This window comes from Curtobacterium oceanosedimentum, from assembly GCF_040545555.1.
GTDB lineage: Bacteria > Actinomycetota > Actinomycetes > Actinomycetales > Microbacteriaceae > Curtobacterium.
Map to the genome: position 1 here is coordinate 34930 of NZ_JBEPMD010000020.1, position 23297 is coordinate 58226.

Sequence of the window (23297 nt, forward strand, 5' to 3'; positions counted from 1 at the left end):
AAGGAGCCGCAGTGCCCGCCGCCGAATTCCCCCTGCCCGACGTGGGCGAAGGCCTGACCGAGGCCGAGATCGTGCAGTGGCGCGTCGCGATCGGGGACGAGATCGCCGTCGACCAGGTCCTGGTCGAGATCGAGACCGCGAAGTCGCTCGTCGAGCTCCCGTCGCCGTTCGCCGGCACCGTCACCGGGCTGCTCGTCTCCGAGGGCGACACGGTCGAGGTCGGCAAGCCGATCATCCGGGTCGACTCGGACGTGCAGGTCGCGTCGAGCGCACAGCCGGGAGGCCCGACCCCCGTCGCCGACAGCGTCCCGGCCTCGCCGGACGTCGCCGCCACCCCGCCTGCCGCGCCCGCCGCCCCGGCTCCCGTCGCGCAGACGCCACCGGCGCCCGCCCAGCAGGCCCCGACGCAGCAGACTCCGCCGGCCCCGGCCCCGGCCCCGGCCCCGGCCACCGCAGCGGCGTCCGCGCAGCCGCGGCACGCGTCTCCGGCGCAGCCGGTCGCGGACCACGCGACCGTCGTCGGCTCCGACGAATCGTCCGGTGCCGTCCTGGTCGGGTACGGCTCCGCGACCACGTCCCCGTCCCGCCGGAAGCCGGGCGCCCGCCGGGCCGCAGCGCTCGCGGCCGAGGCGAGCCGTGCCTCCAGTGCGGACGCCGTCGCCGCGGCCGAGGCTGCTTCGGACCCGGGCGAGGACACCATCTCGCAGGCCGTCGGCGAGCAGGGCTCCCGACCGCGCAAGGCCGTCGTGTCGGGCATCGTCCTGGCGAAGCCGCCCATCCGCAAGCTCGCGAAGGACCTCGACGTCGACCTGACCGAGGTCGTGCCGACCGGTCTCGCCGGCGAGGTCACGCGCGACGACGTGATCCGCCACGCGAAGCAGGCCGGCGTCTTCCGCAACATCGAGACCCCCGAGTGGGGCGACGTCCGCCGCGAGACCATCCCGGTCAAGGGCGTGCGGAAGGCCATCGCGAAGGCGATGACCACGTCGAAGTTCACGGCACCGCACGTGTCCCTGTTCGTCGACGTCGACGCGACCCGCACGATGGAGTTCGTCAAGCGCCTGAAGTCCTCGCCGACGTTCGCCGGCGTCAAGGTCTCGCCGCTGCTGGTCTTCGCGAAGGCGGTCATCTGGGCCGTCCGTCGGAACCGCTCGGTGAACTCGACCTGGACCGACCAGGAGATCATCGTCCACCACTTCGTGAACCTCGGCATCGCTGCGGCGACCCCGCGCGGGCTGATCGTGCCGAACATCAAGGACGCGCAGGACATGTCCCTGTTCGAGCTCGCCAAGGCGCTCGAGGACCTGACCCTGACGGCGCGTGACGGCAAGACCACGCCGCAGCAGATGGCGGACGGCACCGTGACGATCACGAACATCGGTGTGTTCGGCATGGATACCGGGACGCCGATCCTCAACCCGGGCGAGGTCGCGATCGTCGCCATGGGCACGATCAAGCCGAAGCCGTGGGTCGTCGACGGCGAGGTCCGCTCGCGCATGGTCACGACGATCGGCGCGTCCTTCGACCACCGGGTCGTCGACGGTGACGTGGCCTCGCGCTTCGTGCACGACATCGCCTCGGTGCTCGAGGAGCCGGCGCTGCTGCTCGACTGAGCACGCGTTCCGACGGTCCTGGTCCGGCCAGGTACTGCGGGAAGCCGCAGGACCGGGCCGGATCGCGCGGACGTCGCGTGGTGTCCACCCGCTTGTCGGGGGTGCGGGTGATGATCGGAGCATGGCCCACCAGCTCCTGACCCCACAGCAGGAGATCCGGACGGATCGCCTGGTGCTGACACCGCTCACGCCCGCCGACATCGACGACGTGCACGCGGTGTTCTCCGACGCGCGGACGTGGGGGCACCTGCCCTCCGGCCGGCACGCCGACCGCGCCACGACGGTCGACCTCGTGCAGCGGAAGATCGGTGGGCGAGCCCGCCACGGCCTCGGATCGTGGACGGTCCGTACGACGGACGGTGCGTTCGTCGGCGTCGGCGGCGTCGACATGACGGCTGCGAGGGTCTGGAACCTCGGCTACCGACTGGCTCCTGCGGCGTGGGGACAGGGCTACGCAAGCGAGGTCGCCGCGGCAGCGATCGACCAGGCGCACCGGACAGCACCGTGCGTGCCTGTCACCGGTCGAGTGCTGACCAGCAACCCGGCGTCGGCCGCGGTGCTGCGGAAGGCCGGACTGTCGCTCGTCTGGCAGGGGCCGGCGTCGGTCGCTGTCCCGGACGGCGTGCTCGGTCAGGTGTGGACCGACCGCGAGCTCGCCGACGACCAGTTCGCCTGGCTCGTCCGCAACGCCTGAGGCGCGCTCCCGTCACCCCGCTGCGGACAGCGCGTCCGCGAACGGCCCGACGTACGACCGGAACGACCACTGCACGGTGTTCCAGTCGTGACCGCTGCCCGGCGCCGACCCGATCTCGACGCGGGCCCCGGCCTCCCGTGCGGCCGCACCGAGCTTCCGCGCGTTCTCGGTGAACTCCCGGTCGGACGACCCCGCGGTCAGCCAGAGGGCGTGTCCGTCGAGCCCGTGCTCCCGCATCTGCGCGATCGGCGCCGCCGCCCGCCATGCCGCCACGGACCCGCCGAACGCCTGGTCGGCGCTGTGCTGCGGGCCCTGGTCGGTCGGCTGGAGCTCGCTCGACACGGCCAGCGCCGCGCCGAACTCCGACGGGTGTCCCGTGAGGAACTGCATCGTGCACGTGCCGCCCTGCGAGAACCCGGTCAGCCCCCAGGCCTTCCGGTCGGTCGTCGCGGGCAGGTGCCGGGCGATCCACGTCGGCACGTCGTGCATCACGTAGGTCGCCACGTTCCCGAGCCGTGAGTCGACGCACATCGTGTTCTTGCCCGGCGCGGAGAGCTGGTCGACGCTGACGACGATCGGCGCCCGACCGTCGTGCGCGCGGGCGTACGCGTCCAGGGGTTCCGCCAGACGACCGGCGGTGAACAGGTCCCCGGGGGCGCCCGGCTGGCCCGAGAAGGCGATGACGACGGGGAGCGGGCGCGGGTCGCGCACCAGGGCTGCCGGCGGCAGGTAGACGACGGCCGGCCGCGCGTCGAAGTGCGATCGGGTCCCGGGGATGCGCGCGGTCCGGACGACCCCGGCGGTGGGCATCGTGTCGAGGGGAGCGGCGGCCCGGTCGTAGGCGGGCCACGGGTCGCTCTGCACGACCGTGCCGAGCGTCGGGTACTTGCCGAACTCGACGTTGATGCCGAGCGCCGGCACGACGAGCGCTGCCGGCACCAGGACGATCGCGATCGCACGACGCCAGCGGCCGCCCTGCACCAGGCCGGTGACGGCAAGGGCGAGGGCCGCACCGGCGAAGGCGCTCCACATCTGCGTGATCGGGCTGAGCGCGACGCCGAACAGGTCGACGACCTGCGTGGTGAACCAGCAGGCGGCGAGCACGACGAGTGCAGCGGCCGCGGCGATGCCGGCGCGCAGGGCCGCCCGGCGCCACGCCTGCCGCGACCGCCACCGGCGCACGGCGGGCAGCAGGACGGCGGTCGCGAGCACGGCGAACGCCAGGTCCGCGGGCACGAGCTTGTTCGGTGCCTGCAGCTGGGTCGCGAGCAGCCACTCGGAGGGGCTCACGAGCGGGTGGCCGGCTGCTTCGCGACCGGTGCGACGTGGGCCTGGCGGAGTGCCCACAGGTGCTTGGGACGGAGCCCGGGCACGTACGCGCTGGTGAGCGCTCGGGCGACCCGGGGTGCCTGCAGTGCGCTCGGGACGACGAGCCAGAGCGGTTCGTGGCGCGCGCCGAACTTCTCCTTGAAGCGCTGCAGCGACCGGAAGCCGTACACGGGCTCGAGCGCCCGGGCGAGGAGCGCCGACCCGCGGGCCACCCACGACCCGGCGTCGGTGTGCGGTGCGAGCGGCGTGCCGGAGAGGCTGATGGTGGTGAGGCCGGCCTCGCGCGCACGCAGGGCGGTCCGGGCGATCAGGAACTCCATCACCCCGGGCATCCCGTCCTCGCCGCGCCGCATGACGTCGAGCGTGTACCCGGTCAGGGCACCGTGCTCGTACACGGGTAGCCAGCTCGTCACCGCGGTCACCCGACCCTCGGCGGTCACGGCGAGCAGCAGTCGGACGTCCGGGTCCTCGAGCTCGCGGAACCCACCGAGCGTGAAGCCCATCTCCGGCAGACGGCGATCGGCTGCCCAGCGGGTGCAGATCGCCTCGACCTGCGCGCGCTGGTCGGCGTCGAGGGCGGCGAGCGTCGTCCACTCGTCGCGGAGCCCCTCGCGGTCGGCGCGGTTCGACGCGGTGCGCAGGTCCTGGCGCTTCTTGCCGCGCAGGTCGAACGTCGTGACGTCGAGCACGGACTCCACGCCGACGGGGAAGGACGCCCACCCCTCGGCCGCGAGGATCGCCCGCACGGGCTCGTGCACGCTCGTGAACGCGGGGGTCCAGCCGTTCCGCTCGCAGGCTCGGGCGAACGCAGCGACCACCTCGGCCCGGTCCGCGGCGGCGCACGCCGGGTCCGACACGGTCAGGGCGACGTCGCCGTGCACGCGGTAGGCGACGGCACCGAGCCCGTCGGGGTGGGTCCAGGTCGCGTTGCCCCGCCAGGTACCCATGTGCCCGAGCGTGCCCGCGTCCCCGTCGCGGAGCATGCCGAGGTAGTCCTCGTCGCAGGTCGGCGTCGCACGGAAGCGGGCCCGGACCAGCTGGCCGCGGAGCACCACGATCGCCAGGAGCACGGCGGCGGGGACGGCCCAGGCGCCGAGCAGCGTGACCTGCCACTCGACCTCGTCGGTGGTCATGCCCTGCCACTGCACGAAGCCGTCCTGCAGCGGCTCGATGAGGAAGACGTCGGCGAGCACGGCGGTGAGCGTCACGAGCAGGCCCGCCGCCAGGACGATGCCGGTGCGACGGCCGCGCTGGACGAGCCAGGCGGCCCCGACCAGGAGCACCCCGACGAGCACGGTCGCCCGGTCGCTCATGGCGCCGGCGAACGGCGACAGGACGCCGTCCGGCTCGGGCACGACGAGCGTCACCAGGGTGCCCGCACCGAGGGCGACGAGCGTCGCGACGACGATCGACCGCGGGTGGGTGGCGACGGTCCGGTCGGTGCGCGGCGCGGTCGGTGCCGGTCGGGAGGCGCGGCGCACCACGAGCGCTCCGGCGACGGTCCCGAACAGGGTCGCCAGGGCACGAGCGGTGTCGGACCCGTGACCGGCGAACAGCACCAGGGTGAGCACCACCGTCCACAGGACGGCTCGGACGCGACGCCGACGTGCCGGCGGCATCGTGGCGGAGGCCGCGGCGAGCAGGGCGGTCGCGACGGCGGACGGGGCGAACAGCGGTTCGCCGGCGGCGGCCTCGGCGTGGGCCTCGCCCATCGCCGACCCGACCGTCACCGCCAGGAAGGTGACGCCGACGGCCGCGAGGGGGGCGCCCACGCCGACGAGGACGGTGCGCAGCGACCCGAGCGTGCGTTCGGCCAGCACCGTGACGGCCACGACGACCGCGAGGGCTGCCCAGGCGACCGGTGGGTGGTGCGGGAAGTCCGGCTCGGCGTGCGCGACGCGTGCCGTGACGGCGAGCAGGACCGAGGCGACCCCGACACCCACGGAGACGGGGTGTCGACGGATGCTGGCGACGAGAGCTGACTGGACCACGCTGCCATCACAGCCGAACCTGCCGGGTCGGTGCATCGGGCGGTGGCGTGAACACCGGTGGCCGATCGGCCACCGGCCGTCCTCCGGAGGGCTGGCTCCCTCGTCCGCCGCCCGCTCGCCCCGTCGCTCAGGGGACGGGGGCGATCGGTCGGTGCTCGACGGGCAGGCGCAGGTGCAGCGCGAAGCCGTCGCCGGGCTGCGGGCCGGAGTCCAGCCGTCCCCCGAGGAGCGACGCGCGTTCACCGAGTCCGATGAGCCCCAGCCCGGACCCGGGCAGCTCGAGGCGGTCGGCTCGTGCGGGGCCGTTCACGAGGTCGACGAGGACCTCGTCGCCGTGCAGCCGTCCGCTGATCCGGACGACGGCGCCGGGGGCGTGCTTCCGGACGTTCGTCAGGCCCTCCTGCACGAAGCGGTAGACCGCGCGCTGCACGGGCAGGGGCAGGGTGTCGGGCAGGTCGACGGCCGCCTCGGTCTCCAGTCCGCTCGCGGTGACGAGTCGCGGCAGGTCGGCGAGCACGGGCTGCGGTGCGATCTCACGGTCGGTGCCGCCGGAGGCCCGGAGCACCTGGACCATCTCGCGCAGCTCCTGCAGGGTCACGACGCACAGCTGCCGGATGGTCCGTGCGAACGCCCGCTCCTGCTCGTCGCGCCCGGCCATCTGCACGCCGCCGGCCTGCACCGCGATGAGGGTCACCTGGTGCGAGACGACGTCGTGCATCTCGCGCGCGAGCAGGGCGCGTTCGCGCGAGAGGGCGACCTCGGCGGCGCGGCGTCGTTCCTCGGCACGGGAGGCGCCGAGTTCGGCGATCCGGTCGACCAGGACGGCCCGGGTCCGCACGAGCAGCCCGATCGCGAGCGGACCGAGCGCGAAGATGAGGGCGTAGACGACCGACACGACGATCTCGTCGAGCTGCTGCGGTGGTCCGACGACGAAGCCGCTGAAGCCCACGAACTGCACGACCGCGGCGACGAGCATGAGCCACCGCCGGTCGGTGCGCTCACCGAGCGTGAAGAGGGCGATGCTCGCCGCGACGACGCCGGAGCCGATGAACAGGCCGGGCATCGTCAGCGCGAAGGTCAGGACGGGCAGACGCCGACGGAGGACGAGCGCGCCGGCAGCGACGAGCGACAGGGTGATCTCGGTCGTCGTGGCACCCGCGATGTCGAGCACGGCGTCGACGACCGCGGCGGCGAGGAAGAGCACGTCGACCAGCCACCAGGGGGCGGGGTGGGCCCGTGCGCGACGCAGGCCGGCGTCGACGAGTGCGTCGAGCCTCCCGTCCGCCCGCACCAGCAGTCGGCGGAGGCGACCGGCCGTGGTCGGCTCAGCCATCGAGCAGCCCGGCCTCCGCCGCGCGGAGCGCGAGCTGGACGCGGGTGGTGACACCGAACGCGGCGAGGAGGGCGCGGACGTCCTCCTTGACGGTGCCGGTGCTGACGCCGATGCGCTGGCCGATCTCGGGGTTGCTGGCACCCTCGGCGACGAGCCGCACCACGGCGTGCTCCCGGTCGGACAGCTCCGGTGCCGGCGTCGTCGGCCGGTGGGCGAAGAGCTGGGTCCGGTCCACGCCCGGCGCCAGGACGATGCCGCCGCGGGCGAGCGCCCGGACGTACTCGGCGAGCGACTCCGGGTCGGTGTCCTTGAGCAGGAAGCCGGCCGCCCCGGACTCCATCGCCCGGGCGACCACCTGGGTGTCGGTGTCGAACGTGGTCAGCATCGCGACGGCCGGGGGCTCGGGCAGCTGCCGGAGCGCGGCGAGCACCTCGAGCCCGTTCACCCGCGGCATGCGCACGTCGAGCAGGACGACGTCGGGGGCGTGCCGTTGCACGGTCTCGACGGCGTCGACGTCACCGCTCGTCGCGACGACGTCGATGTCCGCCGCTGCGCCGAGGATGAGTTCGAAGCCGTACCGGACGAGGGTCTCGTCGTCCACGATCACCACCGAGGTCACGGGCGTCATCTTGTCACGGCGTTGGCTTCTCGCACCCTGGTCGCTACTGTGAGGACGACTGGTCATGTCCGCGCAGGACCAGCTGGGCGACCACCGCCCTCGAGTCGACGAGCACCGGAGCACGAGGACCGCATGACGAGCCGCATCACCGAGGGCGCTGAGCCGAAGCACCAGCAGCTCCGGCGGATCCTGCTCGACCTCGCGACCACCCGGCTCGCCCCCGGCGCCGCGATCCCCTCGGAGCGGCAGCTCATCACCGAGTACGGGGTGTCCCGGATCACGGTGCGCGAGGCCCTCGGGCAGCTCGTCAACGAGGGCTACCTGGAACGTGTGCGCGGCAAGGGCACCTTCGTGGCGCACCGGCCCGTGCAGTCCACGCTGCACCTGGCGTCGTTCACCGAGGAGATGCGCTCGCTCGGGCACGTGCCGACGACCGTCGTGCTCGTCCGCGAGGAACGGGTCCCGCCGGCCGACACCGTGGCGGCGCTGCGGCTCGACGCCGAGGACACCGCGTACCACCTCAAGCGCCTGCGGATGGCGGACGGGGCACCGGTGTCGGTCGACGACGCGTGGCTCTCGGCGTCGGCGTTCCCGGGGCTCCTCGACCAGGACCTGTCCGGGTCGGTGTACTCGCTCGCGGCGGACACGTACGGCACGCCGATCGACCGCGCGCAGCAGACGGTGGCGGCGAAGCCCGCGGCCGACGACGTCGCGACGCTGCTCGGGACGCGGACCGGGGCGCCGCTGCTCGAGTTCGACCGGGTGTCGTACTCGGCGGACCGGCCGGTCGAGCACGCCCGCTCCTGGTACCGCTCGGACCGCTACCGGGTGCAGATGGAGGTCACCGCCCGCCGGGCGGTCGCGTAGCCCGCTGGCCCGCCCGCCCGCCCGGTCGCGCCCGAGTCTCGCGTGCAGCGACGGTTCTCGCGCTGCCCCGCCCGAGATCGGTCGCTCGAGCCGAGACTCGGGCGCGGCGGCGACCGGCCCGTGCGGTCAGACGGTGTAGAGCGTGGCGCCCTCGGCCAGCGTCGTGCCCACGGTGGCCTGCTCGACCGAGTCCGGCGAGCTGCCGAGCACGACGACCGGGCAGACGGGGGAGAAGCCGGCGGCCTCGATCACGCTCGGGGTGAACCGCACGACGGGGTCCCCGGCGTGCACGGTGTCGCCCTCGGCCGCGAGCAGCTCGAAGCCCTCGCCCTTGAGCTTCACGGTGTCGATGCCGACGTGCACGAGCACGTCCGTTCCCGCCGAGCCCTGCAGTGCGAACGCGTGCGGGTGCAGCTTCACGATCGTCCCGTCGACGGGGGCGACCGCCGTGACCGCGCCCTCGACGCCCGACGGGTCGACCGCGACCCCGGCGCCGACGAGCTGCCCGGCGAACACCGGGTCGGGCACGTCGGCGAGTGCGACGACCGGGCCCGCGAAGGGGGTCCGGACCGCGGTCACAGTTCGTCGCCGTCGATCGAGTCGTTGATGTCCTGCGCGAGGTTGTCCGCGATCGGGCCGACGATGACCTGCCACCCGGTACCGCCACCGACGACGGCCTGGGCGCCAGCGGCCTGCAGGGCGGCCTTGTCCACGAGGTCGCCGTCCTCCACCTCGACGCGGAGGCGCGTGATGCAGCCCTCGACCTCGTCGATGTTGTCCGCGCCACCCAGTGCGGCGATGATGTCGGCTGCCTTGATGTCGGCCATCGTTTCCTCCTCGTTGCGGATTCCGTGCCGGGTTGACACGCATCTGGTCACCGGTTCAGACTACGGAACTGGTCATGACCGGACAGGACCGCTCCCGGCGGTACCGCCGAGGCTACCCGGGCCGTGCACGTGACTCAACTCCCCAGTGCCCCAGCTCCACCCGATGACGAGAGGAACGCCGATGAGCACCGCTGCTGCAACGGACGTGCCGGAGAAGAAGACCCCGAAGAAGCAGTCGAAGCTCTTCGCGAACGCCCAGCGCCTCGGTCGGAGCCTGCTCCTGCCGATCGCGGTCATGCCGGCCGCGGGCATCCTGAACCGCCTCGGACAGAGCGACATGCTCGGCGCGATCCCCGGCTTCGAGCAGGGTGCCTCGGTCATCGGCGCCGCGGGCAACGCGATCTTCACGTGGCTGCCGCTCCTCTTCGCGGTCGGCATCGCGATCGGCTGGGCGAAGAAGTCGGACGGCACCACGGCGCTCGCCGCGGTCGTCGGCTACATGGTCATGTACGAGGTCTGGAAGGTCATGTCACCGATCGTCCTGGCGGGCGTCGAGGACGCGAACGGCGACCAGAAGATGATCAACTACGGCGTCCTGGGCGGCATCGTGATGGGCTTGGTCGCGGCAACGATGTGGCAGCGCTTCCACCGGACGAAGATGCCGGACTTCCTCGGCTTCTTCTCGGGTCGCCGCCTGGTGCCGATCCTGACGGCCGCCGCCGGTCTCGTGATCGCGGTCCTGATGTCCTTCGTCTACCGCTACTTCGACATCGCCCTGACGGCAGCGGGTCAGGCGGTCGCCGACAATGCTGTGATCGGCGGCGGCATCTTCGGCTTCGCGAACCGCATGCTGATCCCGATCGGCCTGCACCAGCTGCTCAACTTCTTCCCGTGGTTCCAGCTCGGGAGCTTCAACGACGGCACCACGATCTGGCACGGCGACATCGCCCGCTTCCTCAACGGGGACCCGACCGCCGGCATCTTCCAGACCGGGTTCTTCCCGATCATGATGTTCGCGCTCCCCGCCGGTGCGCTCGCCATCTGGCGCAACGCCAAGCCGCAGAACCGCAAGCTCGTCGGCGGCATCATGCTCTCGGCGGCGCTCACCTCGTTCGTCACGGGCATCACCGAACCGCTCGAGTACTCGTTCATGTTCGTGGCGTTCCCGCTGTACGTCATCCACGCGGTGCTCACGGGCACCTCGCTGGCGCTGGTCAACGCGCTCGGCATCCGGGACGGCTTCTCGTTCTCGGCCGGCGCCATCGACTACGTGCTCAACTTCGGCAAGGCCGAGGGGGCGATCTGGCTCATCCCGATCGGCCTGGCGTACGCCGTCGTCTACTACTTCCTGTTCTCGTTCGTGATCAAGAAGTGGAACCTGCGGACACCCGGCCGCGAGGACGACACGATCGCCGACAACACGATCGACGCGGCCACGAAGCCCTGACCGTGCACTCGTCGGACGGGAGGCGCGGTGCCAGCTGGCCCCGCGCCTCCAGACCGTTGGATGGTTGATTTTGACAACCGTTATCAGCAAGCCGTACGCTCGCAGCATGCAGAACCGCCGCCTCCTCGCCCTGCCGCTCGTCGTCGGCGCCGCAGCCCTCGCACTGACCGGGTGCGCCACGTCCTCCGCCTCCGGTGACGCCTCGGGCGACGGGACGGTCCGGGTCGTCGCGTCGACGAACGTCTACGGCTCGATCGCGCAGGAGATCGGCGGCGACGACGTCGAGGTCACGAGCATCCTCGACGACCCCTCGCAGGACCCGCACTCGTTCGAGTCGAGCGCGAAGACCCAGCTCGCGGTGTCGAAAGCCGACCTGCTCATCGAGAACGGCGGCGGGTACGACGACTTCATGACCACCCTGGCGAAGGCATCGAACACGAAGGCCGACACGATCAACGTGGTGGACCTCTCCGGGCTCGACAAGGGCGGCGACTCGGAGTTCAACGAGCACGTGTTCTACGACTACCCCACGATGGTGAAGCTCGTGGCCGACCTCGAGCAGCGCCTGACGAAGCTCGACTCCGCGCACGCCGACACCTTCGAGCGGAACGCGAAGGCCCTCACCACGAAGCTCGACGACCTCGAGTCGCAGACCGCCGCGGCCAAGGAGAAGGTCGACGGTCAGAAGGTGTCGTACACCGAGCCGGTGCCCGGGTACCTGTTCGACGCGATGGGCCTGGACAACGTCACGCCCGAGGCCTTCTCGGAGGCGATCGAGGAGGGCGACGACGTCCCGCCGGCGGCGCTCAACGACACCCTGAAGCTGTTCACCGAGAAGCAGGTGGAGCTGCTCGCCTACAACGAGCAGACCTCCAGCGCGGAGACCGAGCAGGTCAAGAAGGCCGCCGACCAGGCCGGCATCCCGGTCGTCGGTGTGACGGAGACGCTCCCGAAGGGGGAGGATTACGTCTCGTGGCAGCAGGCGAACATCGACGAGATCACGGGGGCGCTCACGAAGTGACCGCGGTCCAGACCCCCTCGCGAACCGCTGCGGCCCCCGGCCGTGGCGGTTCCGCCGTGCTCGCCCTCCGCGACGCCGCGCTGTCGTACGGCGCCCGCGCGCTCTGGTCGCACCTCGACCTCGACCTGGCGCCGGGTGAGTTCGTCGCCGTGCTCGGGCCGAACGGCGCCGGCAAGACCTCCCTGCTGCGCACGGTCCTCGGGCAGCAGCGCCTGACGAGCGGGACGATGTCGTTCCTCGGGCAGCCCGTCCGGCGCGGGCACCGGAGGATCGGGTACATCCCGCAGCAGCGCCTCATGGAGTCCGGCACGCCGCTGCGCGCGCGGGACATGATCGCTCAGGGGGTGACCGGCTCCCGGTGGGGGGTCCTGCCCGCGAGCCGGGCCGAGCGCGCTCGGGTCGACCGGATCCTCGACGAGGTCGGTGCCACCGCGTTCGCCGACGCCCCGGTCGCCGAACTGTCCGGCGGCGAGCAGCAGCGCACCCGCGTCGGGCAGGCGATCGCCGCCGACCCCGCCCTGCTGCTCTGCGACGAGCCGCTCATCTCGCTCGACCTCCGCCACCAGCGCGGCGTCACCGAGCTCATCGACCGGCAGCGCCGACAGCAGGACGCCGCCGTGCTGTTCGTCACCCACGACGTCAACCCGATCCTCGACGTCGTCGACCGTGTCCTCTACATCGCCGGCGGACGCTTCCGCATCGGCGCCCCCGACGAGGTCCTCCGAGCCGACGTGCTCACCGACCTGTACGGCACGCCCGTCGACGTCGTCCGCACCATGGGCCGGATCGTCATCGTCGGCGCGAACGAGGCCCACGACCAGACCGGCGCGCACCACCACTGCGACCCCGACCCGCACGCCACCACCCCGGACGAAGGGCGCATCTGATGGACGTGCTGTCGACCGTCTTCTCGTTCCAGGACTACGGCGAGCTCCTCGTGCTCGTGCAGAACTCGATCTGGGCCGGCGCGGTGCTCGGCATCGTCGGCGGGCTCATCGGCCCGTTCGTCGTCGCCCGCAACATGCCCTTCGCGGTGCACGGCATCTCGGAGCTGTCGTTCGCCGGGGCCAGTGCCGCCCTGCTGTTCGGTGTGAACGTCGTCACCGGGTCGCTCGTCGGCTCGGTCGTCGCCGCGCTGCTCATCGGCCTGCTCGGCTCGCGGGCTCGGGACCGGAACTCGATCATCGCCGTGCTCATGCCGTTCGGCCTCGGGCTCGGCATCCTCTGCCTGGCGCTCTACAAGGGCCGGGCGGCCAACAAGTTCGGGCTGCTCACCGGGCAGATCGTCTCGGTCGACAACCCGCAGCTGACCTCGCTGATCGTCGTCTCCGCGATCGTCGTCGTGACGCTCCTGGTCATCTGGCGCCCGCTGATGTTCTCGTCGGTCGACCCCGACGTCGCCGCCGCTGCCGGGGTCCCGGTGCGGACGCTCGCGATCGTGTTCATGCTCGCGCTCGGGCTCGCCACGGCGGTGTCCGTGCAGATCGTCGGCGCGCTGCTGGTGCTCTCGCTGCTCGTCACCCCGGCCGCCGCAGCACTCCGCCTGACCTCGCACCCGGTCGTCGTCCCGGTGCTCTCGACCGTGTTCGCGGTCGTGTCGGTCGTCGGTGGCATCCTGCTGGCACTCGGCGGTGGGCTGCCGATCAGCCCCTACGTCACGACGATCTCGTTCGTGATCTGGGTGGTGTGCCGGATCGTCGGCAGCCGCAGGGACAGGCGCGGACGCGACCGCATCGCGGACCGTGAGCAGACCGACGGGGGCGGGTCGCGCCTCCAGACCGGGACCGACGCGTCGACCGACGCGACCCGCAGGGAAGGAGTCACCGCGTGAACGCCGTGCAGAAGCCGAAGCGGAACACCTGGCAGCGTGAGGCCGTGCGCAGCGCACTGTCCGGCACCGAGGGGTTCGTCAGCGCGCAGGCGCTCCACCAGCACCTGCGGGACGGCGGCTCCACGATCGGGCTGGCCACCGTGTACCGGGCACTCGCCGACCTGGCGACGGAGGGTGACGCGGACTCCCTGCAGCAGGACGGCGAGTCGCTGTACCGGGCCTGCACGACCGACGCGCACCACCACCACCTGATCTGCCGGAACTGCGGCCGCACGGTCGAGATCGAGGCGGACCCGGTCGAGCGGTGGGCGCAGGAGGTCGCGGCGGCGAACGGCTTCACGAACGCCAGCCACGTCGTCGACATCTTCGGCGAGTGCGCGGTCTGCACCGCGGCGCGCACCGGCGAGTAACCTCCCGCGCATGCACGTCATCCTGGTCCCGGGGTTCTGGCTCGACGCGAGCGCATGGGACGAGGTGGCGCCCGTCCTGCAGGAGGCCGGGCACTCCGTCCAGGCGATCACGCGGACCGGTGACACGCTCGACGAGCAGGTCGCCGGGATCGTGGCGGTCCTCGACGCCGTGGCGACGCCGGACGAGCCCGTCGCGCTCGCCGGGCACTCCGGTGCCGGCCCGATGGTGCTCATGGCGGCGGACCAGCGGCCGTCGCTCGTGGCGCACCTGCTCTACGTCGACACCTTCCCCGGACCGGACGGAGCCGTCGTCAACGACGAACTGCCCGTGGTGGACGGCGTCGTGCCGCTGCCGTCGTGGGACGTGTGGGAGCCGGCGACGGTGCGCGGCATGACGCCGGAACGGCGCGAGGACCTCGAGCGGCGGGCGGTCCCGGAGCCCGCGGCCGTGCCCACCGATCCCTTCCACTACGCCGACCCCGCACGGCACGCGATCCCCGCGACGGTGGTGTCGTGCGAGCTCCCGGCGGAGGACCTCGCGGCCATGGTGGCCGAGCACCACGCGTGGACGACGGAGCTCGTCGCGGTGGATGACCTGACGATCCTGGGGCTCGAGACCGGGCACTGGCCGATGTTCACGGCCCCGAGGGAGCTCGGCGCGCTGCTGGTGCAGGCGCTGGCACCGCGGCCGACCGCGGGGCCGTAGGCGCCGGCGCGGCTGGTCAGCTGGTCGGCTGGTCGGCTGGGCGTCCGGGCGTCCGGGCGTCCGGGCGTCCGGGTGCGGTGCTGCCGAGCCGCCGGGCGGCCGGCACCGAGCGAGCACGACATGCCGTCGGTGACCTGCCCCGCGGGCAGAGATCGTCGGTGGAGACGGTCGAGCGCGACAGAAGGCACCCACTCGGTGGGCCGACGGGCCGGACCGGAACCGGCGTGACGGGGCCGAGCCGCGCCTCCAGGCCGGTACCGGTGGGACCCGGTCGGGAGGCCCGGCTTGCGACACGCGCGGCCGTCCCGTAACGTTGACCCCTGGTCCGCCGCGTCCGCGTGGCAGACCCAGTTGTTCCAAGCCCTCCGACCGTCGCGTACGCCGCGGTCGCGCGGTGTCCGACGGTCCTTCGACAGGGTCAGCGGGCCTGGGCGGCGCGCACAACCCCCTCGCTGCAGTCACCTCCGGTGACGAGCGCGTGTGCGCCAGGCAAGTGACCTTGGGAGCGGCCGTCCGGTCGCTCGGTACCTCAGGAGGAAACCATGGCAGCAGTGTGCCAGGTGACCGGAGCCACCCCCGGCTTCGGACACAACATCTCGCACTCGCACCGCCGGACGAAGCGCCGCTTCGACCCGAACGTGCAGAAGAAGACGTACTACGTGCCCTCGCTTCGTCGTAACGTCACGCTCACGCTCAGCGCTAAGGGCATCAAGGTGATCGACGCACGCGGCATCGAGTCCGTCGTCAAGGATCTCCTCGCCCGTGGGGAGAAGATCTGATGGCCAAGAAGGGTCAGGACGTCCGTCCGATCATCAAGCTCCGCTCCACCGCGGGGACCGGGTTCACCTACGTGACCAAGAAGAACCGTCGCAACAACCCGGACCGCCTCGTGCTCAAGAAGTACGACCCGGTGATCCGCAAGCACGTCGACTTCCGTGAGGAGCGCTAAGCATGGCGAAGAAGAGCAAGATCGCGAAGAACAACCAGCGCGCCGAGGTCATCGCGCGCTACGCCGAGCGTCGTCTCGAGCTGAAGAAGGCCCTCGTGGACCCGAACGGCACCGACGAGTCGCGTGAGGCCGCCCGCGTCGGCCTGCAGAAGCTCCCGCGCGACGCGTCGCCGGTCCGCTACCGCAACCGCGACGCCATCGACGGTCGCCCCCGTGGCCACCTCGGTGAGTACGGCATCAGCCGTGTCCGCTTCCGCGACATGGCCCACCGTGGCGAGCTGCCGGGCATCACGAAGAGCTCCTGGTAAGCACCAGCTCCACCGAACGCCCCGTCCCTGCAGAGGGACGGGGCGTTCGTCGTCCCGGGCCCGAGCGGGGTACACGGTCGCCACATCCGTCACTCGGACCCCTCCATACCCTCGACAACCCCGGAAATCCGGGCGAGTCGGTCGTCCGCACCCCGCTCGGCTGGTAGGTTCGCTGACGGTTCCGCCGGGCGTGCTCGTCCTCGGGACCACCACGTCCAGGGCACCCCGCTCCGGGCGGGCGGGCGTCCCGACGTCCCACCGACACTGCAAGAAGTCCGAGGAGGACATCCATGGCTGACAAGTCACTGAACCGCACCGAGCTCGTCGCTGCCGTCGCGCAGGAGTCCGGCCAGAGCCAGGCCACCGTCAACGGCGTCGTCGACGCGCTGTTCAGCGTCGTCTCGTCGTCGGTCGCCGACGGCACCAAGGTCACGATCCCGGGTTGGATCGCCTTCGAGAAGACCCACCGCGCCGCGCGCACCGGCCGCAACCCGCAGACGGGTGACGCCATCGAGATCGCCGCGAGCGACTCGGTCAAGGTCAGCGCCGGCTCCAAGCTCAAGGCTGCCGTCAAGTAAGACCGCTCAGCAGCACCGGAAGGGACGGCCTCGGCCGTCCCTTCCGTCGTTCCCGGGGCCGCTGCATCCGGCGGGCGGCTCTCCTGCACAGCCGGGAGGCACCGCCCACCGCCCACAGGTCGGCCCACCGGCGTGCCGTGGTCGGCCGGGCACCGCCTAGGCTTGTCGGGTGGACCGGATCGCACGCATCGCCGGCCCCGCCGTGCTGCTGCTCGTCGGGTTCGTCTCGCTCCTCGTCGCCCTCGTGATCGGCGGCGGGGCGGACCGTGCGCTCATCGCGGACCCGGGAGCGGTCGTCCGCTTCGGTCTGCCGATCGCCCGGCTGGTCGTCGACCTCAGTGCAGCAGCGACGATCGGCGGCCTCGCGCTCACCGTCGTCGGACTGTCGCGCAGTCGCCCCGAGTGGAACCGTGCGATCGACGTCGCGGCCGGTGCCGCCGGGGTCTGGACCGTCGCCGCCGCGGCCACGACCTTCTTCACGTTCCTGTCCGTCGCCGGGTCGGCCCTGAGCCTCGACGAGCAGTTCGGCCAGTCGATGGGCGTGTTCCTCACCGGGACCGACCTCGGTACCTCGTGGCTGGTCTCCGTGCTCGTCGCCGCCGCCGTGACGGTGCTCTGCTTCGCGGTCCGCGGGCGTGGCATGGTCGCGCTCACCGCCGGCATCGCGATGGTCGGACTCGTGCCGCTCGCGCAGCAGGGGCACGCCGCCGGCACCGCCAGCCACGACTCGGCCGTCACCGCGCTCGGGCTGCACCTGGTCGGGGCCGCGCTGTGGGTCGGCGGGCTGCTGCTCGTCGTGCTCCTGCGGGGCGTGCTGCCCGGTGACCGGCTGCCGCTCGTCGTCGCGCGGTACTCGAGCATCGCGCTCGGCTGCTTCGTGCTCGTGGCCGGGTCGGGGACGGCCTCCGCGATCATCCGTGTCGGCACCCCGGCGAACCTGCTCACCCCGTACGGGGTGCTCGTGCTCGTGAAGACCGCCGCGTTGGTCGGCATCGGCGTGCTCGGCGCGGTGCAGCGTCGGCGGGCGATCCGGTCGCTCACCGACGCCCCGGAGCGCCGCGGCCCGTTCTGGACCCTCGTGCTCGTCGAACTCGCCGTCATGGGGGTCGCGAGCGGGTTCGCCGCGGCACTCGGGCGCACCGCGACCCCGGTCGGCGAGGTCGCCCTCAGCAAGACCACGAACCCGACCCCCGCCGAGCTGCTGACCGACGACCCGCTCCCCGGCGACCCGGGGTCGTGGGGATGGCTCACCGCCTGGAACGTCGACCTGTTCTGGCTGATGGCCGCCGTCCTCGTCGCCGCCGCGTACACCGCCGGCGTGGTCCGACTGCGGCGTCGCGGGGTCTCCTGGCCGGTGCAGCGCACGATCGCCGCCGCGATCGCGGTCGTGACGCTGGTCCTGGCGACGTCCGGCTCGCTGCACACGTACGACCGCTTCCTGCTGTCCGCCAACGTCGGCGCGCACGTGCTGCTCGGGCTCGTCGTCCCCGCACTCCTCTGGGCCGCGGCGCCCGTCCGGTTGATCCGTGCGGCCGTGCACCCGCGTGACGACGGGTCGACGGGCGTCCGCGAGTGGACGGGCCTGCTCGTCGACAACGGCGTCGTCCGGTACCTCGCACAGCCGTTCCCGTCGTTCGTGCTCCTGGCCGCGGTGTGGTGGGGGCTCTACGCCACCCAGGTCCTCCGGTGGTCGGTGAGCGACCCCTCCGGCCGCACCCTGGTCGACCTCGGGCTCCTGGTCGTGGGGCTGCTCGCCGTGCCCACGCTCCTGACGCCGATCGCCGCCGGAGCCCGGACGGCGAGCACCGGCGCGGCGCTCGTGCGGATCGTCGGCGCGGTCGTCGTGGCTGCGGGCACCGTCTCGCTCGGCATCGCGATGCAGGGGCCGCTCGGGCTGCTCCAGGCGTCGTGGTTCGGCGCGATGGGCCGCGAGTGGGGTCCCACCCCGCTCGCAGACCAGGCACGGGCCGGCATCGTCCTCGTCCTCGCGGGGGTCGCGCTGCTCGTGACGGTCGTCGTCGTGACGCTGGTCCGACTGCGCGGCGATCGTGCAGCGCCCGACCCGCACGACGCACGCGGCGCACGCGCCCCGCACGGCCCCGGGCCCTCGGCCGAGGCCACCGCGGTGGGCGCCGACACCACGCCGGCACCGGGGACGGCCGGACGGTGAGCGTCGAGCTCAGCGCCGAGCAGCGGGCGGTGTTCGAGTACATCGAGCACACCCGCGACCACGTCTTCATCACCGGTCGGGCCGGGACGGGCAAGTCCACGCTCCTCAACCACCTGTCGTGGAACACCGAGAAGCAGGTCGTCATCTGCGCCCCGACCGGCGTCGCGGCGCTGAACGTCGGCGGTCAGACGATCCACTCGCTCTTCCGGCTGCCGATCGGGCTCATCGCGGACGCCGAGCTCCGGCACGGCCCGGAGACCCGGAAGCTCCTCAACACGATCGACACCCTGGTCATCGACGAGGTCTCGATGGTCAACGCGGACCTGCTCGACGCGATGGACCGGTCACTCCGCAAGGCCCGGGGGCGCCAGTTCGAGGCGTTCGGCGGCGTCCAGGTGGTGATGTTCGGGGACCCGTACCAGCTGCCACCGGTGCCCGGCGACGGGGACGAGCGCGCGTACTTCACCGACCACTACCGGTCGATGTGGTTCTTCGACGCGAAGGTCTGGCTCGAGGCCGAACTGCACATCGTCGAGCTCGCCACCGTGCACCGGCAGCGTGACGACGCCTTCGCCGCGATGCTCACGGCGGTGCGGCACGGGCGGGTCACCGCCGACATCGCCGGGCAGCTCAACACCGCCGGTGCCCGACCGTCGCCGGACGACGCCATCACCCTGGCGACCCGGAACGACACGGTCTCGCGGATCAACAAGGCCGCGCTCGACCGGTTGCCCGGCAAGGTGAAGACCGCCCGTGCCGACGTCAACGGCGACTTCGGGGGACGGAACTTCCCGGCGGACGAGGCACTCGAGCTGAAGCCCGGCGCGCACGTGATGTTCCTGCGCAACGACCCCGACCAGCGCTGGGTCAACGGCACGCTCGGCGTCGTGACGGCCATCCGGGACACCGTGTGGGTCGACGTCGACGGGGAGCCGTTCGAGGTCCAGCCGTCCGTGTGGGAGAAGTTCAAGTACTCCTACGACCCGGACAAGAAGGAGCTCAAGAAGGACACCGTGGGGGAGTTCCAGCAGTTCCCCCTGCGCCTGGCCTGGGCGGTCACGATCCACAAGTCGCAGGGGTCGACGTACGACCGCGCGGTGGTCGACCTCGGCAACCGGGTGTTCAGCGCGGGGCAGACGTACGTGGCGCTCTCGCGCTTGACGTCGCTCGAGGGGCTCTACCTGACCCGCCCGCTGCGGCCGCAGGACATCATCGTCGACCTCGACGTCCGACGCTTCATGTCCGAGGCACCGCGGGTCGTCGCGACCGAGCTCGATGCGTCCCCGCGCCCCGACGGCGCCTGACGCCCGCCGCCGCCTGACGCCCGACGGCGCCTGACGCCCGCCTGCGCTGCACCGAGCGGGCCGGATCGGTCACACTCGGCGGCCGGTGCCGACGGATCGTGCCCGCGCGGCGGTCCACCTGCGGCATGTCCTGCCCGTTCGGCGAGCGTGCAGCGGCCCCGGTCGACGGCCGCGCTGGCCCCACGGGCCAGACGACGCCCCACCGGCCAGGTCCCATCGCCCGCCGGCGGATGCCCCCCCCCCGAGCACGACGGCCCGCGCGCACGACGCCCGCCCGCACGACGACGCCCCGCCCACCGATCGGTGGACGGGGCGTCGAGGACGAGCAGCGGGAGCGTCAGGCGCGCTGGGCCGCCCGGATGGCACGCACGTTCTCGTGGTCCGCGCCGAAGGCGGTGAGGAGCAGGACGACGCCGATGATCGCGTGGAACAGGTTGTCCGCGAAGGTCAGCGCGAAGACGTTCGCCGAGGTCTCACCGAGCGCGAAGCCGTACACCGCCATGACGACGAGCACGACGCCGACCAGACGGTTGCCGTTCCGCGCTCCGATGGTGGTGCCGAGGCTCGTGATGAGCAGCACGACGGCGAGCAGGATCCAGAGCAGGCACATCGCCGGGTTGACGCCGAACGCGTTCCAGAGCATTCCGCCCTCGCGGCTGAAGAAGCCCGGGTCGCCGTCTGCAGCGAAGAAGAAGCCGAGGAAGCCCCAGAGCGCCAGGAGCGATCCGGCCGTCAGGGCGAGGCCCCGGTTCGGCGACGCCGTGATGCTGGGTTCCTTGATGGCCACTTCGGTCTCCTCCTGGTACAGGGTGGTCGCACCGGACGGACCGGCGACGGGAGCCGGAGCGCCTGCCCGTGCCGTACGGGCGGCGCGGCCGTCGGATCCTGAGGTGGCTGACCCCTGGTTCACAGGCGCGGACCGGCGGACCAACGGTATCGTGTCGGACCCCGACCGTCCGAATCGCCCACGCGGCACCAGCCGGACGAGGAGACCGATGATCGCCACACCGAGGAGGACCACGCCGGTGACCCGAACGCCCGAACGCACCGCGCCCGAGTCGCGCGGACCGTTGGTGTCGCGGCGGTTGCGGTGGGGCCTGCTGGCGGCTCTGGGGTTCGTGATCGTGCCTCTCGTCTACGCCGTCGCCGTGTTGACGCCGGTCGGGCAGCGGGTCGAGGACGCCGCGTTGGGCGGGGTCCGGGAGTCCGACCTGTTCGGGTCGGACACTGCACTGAACGTCATCTCGGTGCCGGTCATCCTGTTGCTGGTGGTCGTGATCGCCGCCGTCGCACTCGCCCGACGTCGGCTCGCGGTGGGACTCGGAGCGGGCGTCGTGGTGCTCGCGTCGGCAGCCACCTCGACTCTCGTGAAGCGTATCGCCGAGCGCCCGGAGATCGCCCAGTCGGAGACGCCCAACTCGTACCCTTCCGGGCACGCGACGATCGCACTGGCAGCACTGTTCGCCGTGCTCCTCGTGACGCCCCGTCGCTGGCGGCCGGTGGTGACGATCGTCGGGGCGGGGTACGCGGTCTTCGTGGCGAACCAGACGGTCGTGTACGGCTGGCACCGGGTGAGCGACATCGTCGGCGCGTGCGCGATCGCCCTGTTCTGGCTCGGGCTCGTCCGTGCGGTCGGTCCGGTGGTCGACCGTGGTGAGCGCGGAGACCGTGACGGCCGTCGGGGTCCCCGGCGGCTCGTGACGGCGCTGCTCCTGCTCGCGACCGGTGTCACCTTCCTGGTGGGGGTGGTCGCCGTGGTCGCGGGCCTGTCCGGCGTCACCGACCTGCACGGCGCCGTCCTGGTCGCTGGCCGCATGGCATCGAGCGTGAGCGTGCTGGCGGTCGTCACGGTCGTGTGGCTCGCGGACGGGCTCCACCACGCCGCGCAGACCGACGAGCGTGCCCTGCCACCCCGCCGCTGAGCGCACCGACGTCACCCGACCCTGGCGGGAATGTCCGCGGCTGCGGTACGTTGTACGCAGTAAGTCGATGCAAACGCATCGAAACAGCAGCACCACCAGCCAGCACCAGGAGGCGGGCACCATGCAGTTCGGGATCTTCACCGTCAGCGACGTCACGACGGACCCCACGACCGGCACCACACCGGACGACACCACACGCGTCAAGGACATCCTGACGATCGCCGAACACGCCGACCAGGCCGGGCTCGACGTCTTCGCCACCGGCGAGCACCACAACCCGCCGTTCGTCGCGTCGAGCCCGACGACGATGCTCGGCTACCTGGCCGGGCGGACGAAGGACATCACGCTGTCGACCAGCACGACCCTGGTCACGACGAACGACCCGGTCCGCATCGCCGAGGAGTACGCGATGCTCCAGGTGATCAGCGACGGTCGCATGGACCTGATGATGGGTCGCGGCAACACCGGCCCCGTCTACCCGTGGTTCGGGCAGGACATCCGCCAGGGCGTGAACCTGGCGATCGAGAACTACGCGCTCATCCGCCAGCTGTGGGAGAACGACGTCGTGAACTGGCAGGGGAAGTTCCGCACCCCGCTGCAGGGCTTCACCTCGACCCCGCGTCCGCTCGACGGCGTCGCGCCCTTCGTCTGGCACGGCTCGATCCGCACGCCGGAGATCGCCGAGCAGGCCGCGTACTACGGCGACGGCTTCTTCCACAACAACATCTTCTGGCCGATCCAGCACACCGAGCAGATGGTGGGTCTGTACCGCCAGCGCTTCGAGCACTACGGACACGGCACCGCCGACCAGGCGATCGTCGGCCTGGGCGGGCAGTTCTTCGCCCGGAAGAACTCGCAGGACGCGTGGGACGAGTTCCGCCCGTACTTCGACAACGCCCCGGTGTACGGCCACGGCCCGTCGATGGAGGACTTCACCGCCCAGACCCCGCTCACCGTCGGCTCGCCGCAGCAGGTCATCGACCGCTACGCCACGATGAAGGACCACGTCGGGCACTACCAGCGCCAGATGTTCCTCATCGACCACGCCGGGCTGCCGCTCAAGACGGTGCTCGAGCAGATCGACATCCTGGCCGAGGACATCGTCCCCGAGCTCCGGAAGATCAACGAGGCGGACCGCCCGGCCCACGTGCCGTCCGACCCGCCGTCGCACGCCGACCGCGTGGCCGCGGCACTCGCCGCGGGAACCGCGGGCAGCGACCACGTCGCAGCCGAGGACGAGTGGACGGGCGCGTCCGTCTGATCACCTGACCCCGCGACGGACGGGAGGCGCGGGGGCCGGCGGGCCCCCCCCCCCCCCCCCCCCACCGGGGGGGGGGGTACCCGGGAGGCCCCCGAAGAGCCCGCAACAACACGGCGG

Annotated in this window: 24 protein-coding genes; 17 read left to right on the forward strand and 7 right to left on the reverse strand. The window is 72.2% G+C overall.

Annotated elements, in window-relative coordinates:
- The first annotated feature begins 11 nt into the window (after positions 1-11).
- Together ABIC52_RS15750 and ABIC52_RS15755 are read left to right on the forward strand one after the other, a co-directional pair.
- The gene (locus tag ABIC52_RS15750) at positions 12-1613 is read left to right on the forward strand and encodes a dihydrolipoamide acetyltransferase family protein (protein WP_209676263.1); all 1602 of its coding nucleotides are present in this window, start codon (positions 12-14) and stop codon (positions 1611-1613) included.
- A gap of 121 nt (positions 1614-1734) precedes the next feature.
- Positions 1735-2307, forward strand: coding sequence for a GNAT family N-acetyltransferase (locus ABIC52_RS15755; RefSeq protein ID WP_126891726.1), 573 nt, complete (start codon positions 1735-1737; stop codon positions 2305-2307).
- Positions 2308-2319: 12 nt separating this feature from the next.
- Here the strand turns inward: ABIC52_RS15755 and ABIC52_RS15760 are convergent, their stop codons facing one another.
- From ABIC52_RS15760 to ABIC52_RS15775, 4 genes are all read right to left on the reverse strand, one after another.
- On the reverse strand, positions 2320-3597 hold the full coding sequence (locus tag ABIC52_RS15760; protein ID WP_126891727.1) for an alpha/beta hydrolase: 1278 nt from the start codon (positions 3595-3597) through the stop codon (positions 2320-2322).
- Positions 3594-5627 carry a bifunctional lysylphosphatidylglycerol flippase/synthetase MprF gene (locus tag ABIC52_RS15765; protein WP_209824539.1) on the reverse strand — a complete coding sequence of 678 codons (2034 nt, stop codon included), beginning with the start codon at positions 5625-5627 and terminating at the stop codon, positions 3594-3596. Before ABIC52_RS15765 ends, ABIC52_RS15760 begins: the two co-directional genes overlap by 4 nt.
- A gap of 127 nt (positions 5628-5754) precedes the next feature.
- Positions 5755-6960 (reverse strand): sensor histidine kinase, encoded by a 1206-nt coding sequence (locus ABIC52_RS15770; protein WP_209824542.1) that lies wholly within the window; start codon positions 6958-6960, stop codon positions 5755-5757.
- Positions 6953-7579 (reverse strand): response regulator, encoded by a 627-nt coding sequence (locus ABIC52_RS15775; RefSeq protein WP_209676271.1) that lies wholly within the window; start codon positions 7577-7579, stop codon positions 6953-6955. Before ABIC52_RS15775 ends, ABIC52_RS15770 begins: the two co-directional genes overlap by 8 nt.
- Positions 7580-7711: 132 nt before the next feature.
- Between ABIC52_RS15775 and ABIC52_RS15780 the strand changes: the two genes are divergently transcribed.
- A complete protein-coding gene (locus ABIC52_RS15780; RefSeq protein WP_126891731.1) occupies positions 7712-8446 on the forward strand; it encodes a GntR family transcriptional regulator in 735 nt (244 codons plus the stop codon).
- Between the two features lie 126 nt (positions 8447-8572).
- Here ABIC52_RS15780 and ABIC52_RS15785 read toward each other — a convergent pair whose 3' ends face one another.
- Positions 8573-9025 carry a PTS sugar transporter subunit IIA gene (locus ABIC52_RS15785; RefSeq protein ID WP_354027778.1) on the reverse strand — a complete coding sequence of 151 codons (453 nt, stop codon included), beginning with the start codon at positions 9023-9025 and terminating at the stop codon, positions 8573-8575.
- A complete protein-coding gene (locus ABIC52_RS15790) occupies positions 9022-9294 on the reverse strand; it encodes a PTS sugar transporter subunit IIB (protein ID WP_274542773.1) in 273 nt (90 codons plus the stop codon). Before ABIC52_RS15790 ends, ABIC52_RS15785 begins: the two co-directional genes overlap by 4 nt.
- A 160-nt stretch (positions 9295-9454) precedes the next feature.
- Between ABIC52_RS15790 and ABIC52_RS15795 the strand changes: the two genes are divergently transcribed.
- The 12 genes from ABIC52_RS15795 (at position 9455) to ABIC52_RS15850 (ending at position 19997) form a co-directional block, all read left to right on the forward strand.
- Positions 9455-10720, forward strand: coding sequence for a PTS transporter subunit EIIC (locus ABIC52_RS15795; RefSeq protein WP_126891733.1), 1266 nt, complete (start codon positions 9455-9457; stop codon positions 10718-10720).
- 106 nt (positions 10721-10826) lie between these two features.
- Entirely contained in the window at positions 10827-11741 is a 915-nt protein-coding gene (locus tag ABIC52_RS15800; protein ID WP_354027779.1) for a metal ABC transporter solute-binding protein, Zn/Mn family, read from the forward strand.
- 56 nt (positions 11742-11797) lie between these two features.
- A complete protein-coding gene (locus tag ABIC52_RS15805) occupies positions 11798-12628 on the forward strand; it encodes a metal ABC transporter ATP-binding protein (protein ID WP_354027780.1) in 831 nt (276 codons plus the stop codon).
- On the forward strand, positions 12628-13572 hold the full coding sequence (locus ABIC52_RS15810; protein ID WP_209824549.1) for a metal ABC transporter permease: 945 nt from the start codon (positions 12628-12630) through the stop codon (positions 13570-13572). Before ABIC52_RS15805 ends, ABIC52_RS15810 begins: the two co-directional genes overlap by 1 nt.
- The gene (locus ABIC52_RS15815; protein WP_081984565.1) at positions 13569-13982 is read left to right on the forward strand and encodes a Fur family transcriptional regulator; all 414 of its coding nucleotides are present in this window, start codon (positions 13569-13571) and stop codon (positions 13980-13982) included. Before ABIC52_RS15810 ends, ABIC52_RS15815 begins: the two co-directional genes overlap by 4 nt.
- Before the next feature lie 10 nt (positions 13983-13992).
- The gene (locus tag ABIC52_RS15820; RefSeq protein ID WP_354027781.1) at positions 13993-14688 is read left to right on the forward strand and encodes an alpha/beta fold hydrolase; all 696 of its coding nucleotides are present in this window, start codon (positions 13993-13995) and stop codon (positions 14686-14688) included.
- 542 nt (positions 14689-15230) lie between these two features.
- Positions 15231-15467 carry a 50S ribosomal protein L28 gene (gene rpmB, locus ABIC52_RS15825; RefSeq protein ID WP_022903747.1) on the forward strand — a complete coding sequence of 79 codons (237 nt, stop codon included), beginning with the start codon at positions 15231-15233 and terminating at the stop codon, positions 15465-15467.
- Positions 15467-15637 (forward strand): 50S ribosomal protein L33, encoded by a 171-nt coding sequence (rpmG, locus tag ABIC52_RS15830; RefSeq protein WP_022908193.1) that lies wholly within the window; start codon positions 15467-15469, stop codon positions 15635-15637. Before rpmB ends, rpmG begins: the two co-directional genes overlap by 1 nt.
- 2 nt (positions 15638-15639) lie before the next feature.
- A complete protein-coding gene (gene rpsN / locus ABIC52_RS15835) occupies positions 15640-15945 on the forward strand; it encodes a 30S ribosomal protein S14 (RefSeq protein WP_022903745.1) in 306 nt (101 codons plus the stop codon).
- Between the two features lie 290 nt (positions 15946-16235).
- Positions 16236-16523 (forward strand): HU family DNA-binding protein, encoded by a 288-nt coding sequence (locus ABIC52_RS15840; RefSeq protein ID WP_058727660.1) that lies wholly within the window; start codon positions 16236-16238, stop codon positions 16521-16523.
- A gap of 169 nt (positions 16524-16692) precedes the next feature.
- A complete protein-coding gene (locus tag ABIC52_RS15845) occupies positions 16693-18693 on the forward strand; it encodes a bifunctional copper resistance protein CopD/cytochrome c oxidase assembly protein (protein WP_354027782.1) in 2001 nt (666 codons plus the stop codon).
- A complete protein-coding gene (locus tag ABIC52_RS15850; protein ID WP_354027783.1) occupies positions 18690-19997 on the forward strand; it encodes an ATP-dependent DNA helicase in 1308 nt (435 codons plus the stop codon). The genes ABIC52_RS15845 and ABIC52_RS15850 overlap by 4 nt, the downstream gene beginning before the upstream one ends.
- Positions 19998-20334: 337 nt before the next feature.
- On the opposite strand, the gene ABIC52_RS15855 is transcribed toward ABIC52_RS15850, so the two are convergent.
- A complete protein-coding gene (locus ABIC52_RS15855; protein ID WP_161972666.1) occupies positions 20335-20784 on the reverse strand; it encodes a DUF4383 domain-containing protein in 450 nt (149 codons plus the stop codon).
- 238 nt (positions 20785-21022) lie between these two features.
- Between ABIC52_RS15855 and ABIC52_RS15860 the strand changes: the two genes are divergently transcribed.
- Complete coding sequence (locus tag ABIC52_RS15860) at positions 21023-21919, forward strand: phosphatase PAP2 family protein (protein WP_209824558.1); 897 nt, start codon at positions 21023-21025, stop codon at positions 21917-21919.
- A 121-nt stretch (positions 21920-22040) separates the two neighbouring features.
- Entirely contained in the window at positions 22041-23180 is a 1140-nt protein-coding gene (locus ABIC52_RS15865; RefSeq protein ID WP_126892291.1) for a CE1758 family FMN-dependent luciferase-like monooxygenase, read from the forward strand.
- The last annotated feature ends 117 nt before the right edge of the window (positions 23181-23297 follow it).